Here is a 5,521-nt window from a genome sequence, read left to right as displayed (position 1 = left end):
CGGCGAAAATCGATGCGGCCGGGTAATACAAAAAAATCTCCCGGGGGAATATCACGGGAGCACCATGACGGGCGGTACAAGAAACATAATAAAGAACCCTCTCCAAACACTACTCACGGTTGATGGTGACCCGGTTGTACCAGCACACCATGCAGACAAAACGAGAGGCCCTATGACGACATTTTCCAAGACATTAGGGAATGCAAAGAAGAAATTTTCCGTATTTATCAAGCGGTTTTTCAAGAAGAAGCGGACCCGTATTGGGATCTACGGGCCGCCGAATGCAGGCAAGACGACGCTCGCGAACCGTATCGCCCGGGACTGGACCGGCGATGCAGTCGGGCCGGTCAGCGAGATCCCGCACGAGACCCGGAGGGCACGCAAGCGAGAGGATATCGTAATCTCCGGGGCAAACGGGCATACCGTGACAATCGATATCGTGGATACCCCGGGAGTTACAACGAAGATCGATTACCACGAGTTCCTGGAATTCGGGATGGAAAAAGATGAGGCGATCATCCGGGCCCGGGAAGCGACCGAGGGTGTGGCCGAAGCGATGCACTGGCTGCGCGAGGATATCGATGGTGTCATCTACATGCTGGACTCGACGCTCGATCCCTTCATGCAGGTCAATATCATGATGGTCGGCATCATCGAGAGCCGGGACCTGCCGGTGATCATTGTCGCAAACAAGATCGACCTGCCCGATGCAGCCCCGTCACGGATCCGGAGCGCATTCCCCCAGCACCCGGTCGTCGCGATATCGGGCCTTGAGGGCCGGAATACGGAAGAGCTGTACGAGAAGATGATCCTGAACTTCGCCTGATTGCGGAGGAATTATGCCACACAAGTGCACCAAATGCGGCAGGGAATACAAGGACGGGTCGACCGAGATCCTCAAAGGCTGCGCCAGTTGCGGCGGCAAGAAGTTCCTCTACGTCAAGGAGTCCGAGATCAATAAGGACGTGCTCGATGAGAAGTCAATCGAGGAGATCGCGGGCGATTCAAATGAAGAAGTCCTCGAAGTTGTCGAACCCAGGGTCAGGGGCAAGGCAAAAAAAGAAGTCGAGATGTTCGACCGTGTCGAGACGATCCGGATCGTGGGCCCGGGCTCCTACGAACTCAACATCGATAAGATGGCAAAAAGCGACGAGCGGATCGTGAGCGTCGGCGGTGAAGAGGGCAGTTATATCATCGATCTCATGTCCATGGCAAAGGACGAGCCAAAAAAGAAGAAGACAAAGAAGCGGTAACTCTCCCGGTCATATACCGCTGACATCTTTTTTTTATAATTTTTCGACGGGATCACAACGGGATGCGTGTGCCCAAAGGAACCGGCGGGATGTCCCGATCGGTTATCTCGTCCGCAGTTCCTTTTTTATTCCTTCATATGAAGCGGGAAGATCCAAGGCTGCAAAGAACCGGTCGGTGAACGAAAGACTGGTATTTACCGCCCATTCCGCACACCCGTGCCCAAGGCACCGGTCCGGAAAGAACGGCAGGTTTTTTGCTGCGAGAGGATTTTCCCTGAACCTGTCCCTTAGGTGATACTCGAACTTTTCTGCATGGGCCCCGGTGCCGGTATCGGGCGTGGTGCCGGTCGGGAGGGTCACCCATTCGCGCCGGTAATGCATCAGGTAGTTCCGGATCAAGATGAGATCTTTTATCCCGAAAAAGACCGGGTCATCCTCAGAAAACAGGGGCTTGTTGCCGATCTCAAGGACTTTCTGGTATTTGACCGGCAGCGGGGTACGGTCAAAATAATTCTCATTGTTCCATTTCTCCCCGACCGCCCGTAACAGCGCCTCGTGTTTTTCATCGGGAAAGAAATACGCGTTGTCTGCTGCATCTGACCAGAGCTCGTTGATGGTGGACTCTAAAAATGCCACCGATGAAAAGAGTGCATTGAGGACAAACGCCTCGTGCCGGAGCCTCTCGTCAGCTGACAGGATGCCTGTTCTGGTGTAGGCAGACTCTATGGCAAACCCCAGCTGGCAAAAAAGGGCTGCGGACTGGATGTACTTTACCGAGAAACAATCCCGGAACAGGATAAGATCCTCATCCCCCGGTACGTCCCGGGCATGGTCGTCCATCGTACCATCCCGTTTCGTTTCGTACAGTAAAAAGATGAGGGGATTCCCCGTGCAGGAATCCTGCACGCACTCCCGGCAGTCGGGCTTGTGTGCCTTTGGGACTGGCTGCTGATCAGCAGAATGAACCTGATAAAAAACGTCCCGTATATCCCGGGCGTACCACGATATGCACGGCCCGGGTCTCAGATACCCTTAATATTCGTGGCCGTCAATAGTAAGACAGCACTTTTTAATTGGTGCTGACAGATGTAAGTCCGACGTGCCTTTCTGGCACGGCCTCAAAACTCAGGCTTTGGGATTACAGAGAGTCAGTAAAATACTGCACTTTTCTGGACTTACATAATAACCGGAGGTATAACTATGGCACGAATGCACACCAGAAGAAGAGGACAGTCATGCTCTGTGCGGCCTGCGCGGAATGAGGCGCCTTCATGGTCCAACACGGACAAGGCAGCGATCGAGAAAATCATTGTCGATCTCCGCAAGGAAGGCACATCGAGCAGCATGATCGGCCTGATCCTGCGGGACCGCCACGGCGTCCCTGATGTCAAAATGGTCACCGGCAAAAGCGTCGGAGAGATCTTAGTAGAGAACAAGATCAGCTCCGAGATCCCCGAGGATCTCCGTGATCTCATGATTAAGGCGCTCGGGCTTCGCAAGCACCTAGAAGACAATAAAAAGGATCTGCACAACAAGAGGCAGCTCCACCTTGTCGAGGCCAAGATTCGTCGGCTCGTGAAGTACTACGTGGGCACGAAGAAACTGCCCGCAGGTTTCACCTACAAGCCGGAGACCACCGAAATCCTGCTGTCCAGATAATTCAGCATATCGTCTACCGATTCCCATGTCACTTGAAGAAGCCGCAAAAACCATCTCAGACCAGATCCGCCGCCAGCAGTACATCGAGGTGTACGCACACCACGACGCTGACGGCATCGCAGCAGGGGCTATCCTCTGCCATGCGATGCTCAGGACCGGCATACGGTTCCGGCTGAGAATCTGTGCGGAAGTCCCTTCCGCCAGCCTCTCCCACGATGCGGCTTCGCTCCTGTGCGACATCGGGTCCGGCATGGAGAACCTGCCTCCTGAAACGATGGTGGTGGACCACCACCTCCCGCTCTTTACCGGGCAGTTCCATGCAAACCCGAGGCTCGAAAAGATCGACGGCGACCGGGAACTCTCCGCTGCCGGCATGGCGTATATTGTCGCCCAGGAGATGGGAGACAACCGCGACCTTGCCGGCCTCGTGATGCCCGGTATCATCGGCGACGGGCAGGCATTTGCCGGCAGGAACCTTGAGATCTTCAACGAAGGCGTGGCAAACGGGATCATCGTCCCGGACCGGGGCATGACGCTTGCCGGACGCGATATGGCAGAGAAGTGGCTGCTTGCCACTTACCCGTACCTCGAAGGGATCAGCGGCGACGATTCCGCTGTCGCTGACCTGCTCACCGGGGCGCAGGGCGCAAACGGCCTGCGGCTTGATACGCTGATGAGCCTTGTGGTGCTCAAATCCGCCCCACAGACATCAGCAGAGGGTCTGGCACTGCTCTATGGCGACACCCTTCACCTCCAGCGCGAGGTAATCGAGGACGCCCACGCGCTTACCGCCGTCATCGATGCCTGTGGTAAATCCGGTCACGGCGACCTTGCAGTTGCGCTCTGTCTTCGCTCATCAGCGGAGATCGAAAAGGCATGGGAGATTGCTCGGCGGCATCACCTCGATGTTATCGGTGCACTGAAAACGGTACATCCCGCACACGAAGGCGACGCAGTCTATGAGTGTCAGAATGTAACGCTTGCAAGCGACATCGCTGACGTGCTCGCCCGGGACCGGGTGCACCAGGCGCCGGTGCTCGTGTATGCACGGTCCGGGGATGCCTGCCGGATATCGGCGCGATCCCCTATCAGCGTCACGGTTGATCTCGGGCCACTCGTCCGGAACCTTGCCGCCGCATGCGGCGGGAACGGCGGTGGGCACCACTCCCGCGCAGGGGCAACGATCCCCTGCGACCAGCTCGGCTCATTCGTGAAAGGATGGCAGGAGGCGCTTGCTGCATGATGCAGCTCAGCGGCCTCATCACTACCGTCCACACGGACGCAGAAAGCGTGGCGTCGTCACTGGCACCGGATAACCTCACGGGCATGACCACCACCGCAGACGGCAACCGGGTCACAACCGTGATCCACGGCACGCAGATCCGGTCTGTCATCGCATCGGTAGACGACTACCTGATGAATCTGGCAATTGCGGACGAGACAACAACGCTCCCGCGAAAAAAGACAGGAAACCAAACACAAGAGGAATAAAAATCCAGAGTTGATACTATGGCAAAGAAGAAACAGGTTGGAAGAAGAGTTGAAGGCTGGAAAGCCAAGAGCTGGTTCAAGGTATACACCCCCGATAATCTGGGGAAGGCGTATATCGGCGACACCATTGCAAGCGAAGTCGAGATGGTCAAGGGCAGGATCATGCAGTCCACCCTCGGCGAAATCACCAACGACTACGCCAAGCAGCACATCAAGATGAGCTTCAAGATTGCAGAGATCACCGGCGACGCGGCATACACCGAGTTTGTCGGCCACGAAGTGACCCGCGATTACCTGCGGTCCCTTGTCAAGCGCCGCAGCTCCCGCATTGACTGCCACACGCTGGTTGTCACAAAAGACAACAAGAAAGTCCGGCTCACGATCAGCTGCTACACCTTTGCACGGGCAAACATTGCACAGGAACACGCGCTCAGAAACGCGATCCTCGCAAGCCTTGCCACCCAAGCAGCGGCATGGGACTTAACGACGCTCGTTAACGGGATCGTCTCGGGCGACATCTCCCGCGACCTCTTCAAGGTCGTAAAGACGCTCTACCCCACCCGCCGGGTCGAGATCATCAAGTCAAAGGTCGAGCAGGTCGCAGCACCGATCTCCACCAAGTAATTTTTTTTGTTTTTTAGGAATTTTATCAGGTCAGTTTTTCGTACGATCTGATACGGTCCCGGTTTCCGGGGGTATACCGTTCGCGGGTTTTTGATTTCCGACAAGGTTTACGGCATACTGTTTCCCGAATCATAACCGGGAAACATAATTAATCCGTGCGTCTAAACAATCCATAAGAATGACCGCGCATAAGATCCTGTTTCTCGTTATTGATGGTTTGTCAGACCGGCCCTGCCCGGAACTCGGAAACCTCACCCCTCTTGAAGCGGCGCACCACCCCACGCTCAACCGGCTTGCAGCAGAAGGCGTGTGCGGGATCATGGATACTATCGCAACCGGTATCCGGCCCGGGTCAGACACTGCACACCTCGCCCTGCTGGGTTACGATCCCCACACGTATTACACCGGACGGGGCCCGCTCGAATGTGAAGGCTCGGGCATCCACATGGAACCGGGCATGATCGGCTTCCGGTGCAACTACGCGACACTTTCAC

7 protein-coding genes and 1 pseudogene are annotated in these 5,521 nt (G+C 55.9%); 7 read left to right on the top strand and 1 reads right to left on the bottom strand.

Going from position 1 to position 5,521, the window contains the following annotated elements; translation table 11 throughout:
- The first annotated feature begins 172 nt into the window (after positions 1-172).
- Together WCE46_RS05335 and WCE46_RS05330 are read left to right on the top strand one after the other, a co-directional pair.
- Positions 173-826, top strand: coding sequence for a GTPase (locus WCE46_RS05335; protein ID WP_424732666.1), 654 nt, complete (start codon positions 173-175; stop codon positions 824-826).
- A 13-nt stretch (positions 827-839) separates the two neighbouring features.
- Positions 840-1,253, top strand: a complete 414-nt coding sequence (locus WCE46_RS05330) for a Zn-ribbon domain-containing protein (protein ID WP_424732665.1) — start codon at positions 840-842, stop codon at positions 1,251-1,253.
- 102 nt (positions 1,254-1,355) lie between these two features.
- Here the strand turns inward: WCE46_RS05330 and WCE46_RS05325 are convergent, their stop codons facing one another.
- Positions 1,356-2,093: a hypothetical protein gene (locus tag WCE46_RS05325; protein WP_424732664.1), complete on the bottom strand. Its 738-nt coding sequence runs from the start codon at positions 2,091-2,093 to the stop codon at positions 1,356-1,358.
- A 360-nt stretch (positions 2,094-2,453) separates the two neighbouring features.
- Between WCE46_RS05325 and WCE46_RS05320 the strand changes: the two genes are divergently transcribed.
- The 5 genes and pseudogenes from WCE46_RS05320 to WCE46_RS05300 all read left to right on the top strand — a co-directional run.
- A complete protein-coding gene (locus WCE46_RS05320) occupies positions 2,454-2,912 on the top strand; it encodes a 30S ribosomal protein S15 (protein ID WP_424732663.1) in 459 nt (152 codons plus the stop codon).
- Between the two features lie 25 nt (positions 2,913-2,937).
- A complete protein-coding gene (locus WCE46_RS05315; RefSeq protein ID WP_424732662.1) occupies positions 2,938-4,155 on the top strand; it encodes a DHHA1 domain-containing protein in 1,218 nt (405 codons plus the stop codon).
- Positions 4,152-4,403 (top strand): KEOPS complex subunit Pcc1, encoded by a 252-nt coding sequence (locus tag WCE46_RS05310; RefSeq protein ID WP_424732661.1) that lies wholly within the window; start codon positions 4,152-4,154, stop codon positions 4,401-4,403. The genes WCE46_RS05315 and WCE46_RS05310 overlap by 4 nt, the downstream gene beginning before the upstream one ends.
- Before the next feature lie 18 nt (positions 4,404-4,421).
- A complete protein-coding gene (locus WCE46_RS05305; RefSeq protein WP_424732659.1) occupies positions 4,422-5,027 on the top strand; it encodes a 30S ribosomal protein S3ae in 606 nt (201 codons plus the stop codon).
- A 178-nt stretch (positions 5,028-5,205) separates the two neighbouring features.
- Positions 5,206-5,521: pseudogene (locus WCE46_RS05300) on the top strand (2,3-bisphosphoglycerate-independent phosphoglycerate mutase); the annotation flags it as partial.

The organism is Methanoregula sp., assembly GCF_049690535.1.
In the GTDB taxonomy this organism is placed as follows: domain Archaea; phylum Halobacteriota; class Methanomicrobia; order Methanomicrobiales; family Methanospirillaceae; genus Methanoregula.
This window is presented reverse-complemented; position numbering and strand designations above follow the sequence as displayed.

Coding starts and splice junctions, on each gene's coding strand:
- WCE46_RS05315 (WP_424732662.1), top strand. CDS start 2,938: ATGTCACTTGAAGAAGCCGCAAAAACCATCTCAGACCAGATCCGCCGC.
- WCE46_RS05330 (WP_424732665.1), top strand. CDS start 840: ATGCCACACAAGTGCACCAAATGCGGCAGGGAATACAAGGACGGGTCG.
- WCE46_RS05325 (WP_424732664.1), bottom strand. CDS start 2,093: ATGGACGACCATGCCCGGGACGTACCGGGGGATGAGGATCTTATCCTG.
- WCE46_RS05320 (WP_424732663.1), top strand. CDS start 2,454: ATGGCACGAATGCACACCAGAAGAAGAGGACAGTCATGCTCTGTGCGG.
- WCE46_RS05305 (WP_424732659.1), top strand. CDS start 4,422: ATGGCAAAGAAGAAACAGGTTGGAAGAAGAGTTGAAGGCTGGAAAGCC.
- WCE46_RS05335 (WP_424732666.1), top strand. CDS start 173: ATGACGACATTTTCCAAGACATTAGGGAATGCAAAGAAGAAATTTTCC.
- WCE46_RS05310 (WP_424732661.1), top strand. CDS start 4,152: ATGATGCAGCTCAGCGGCCTCATCACTACCGTCCACACGGACGCAGAA.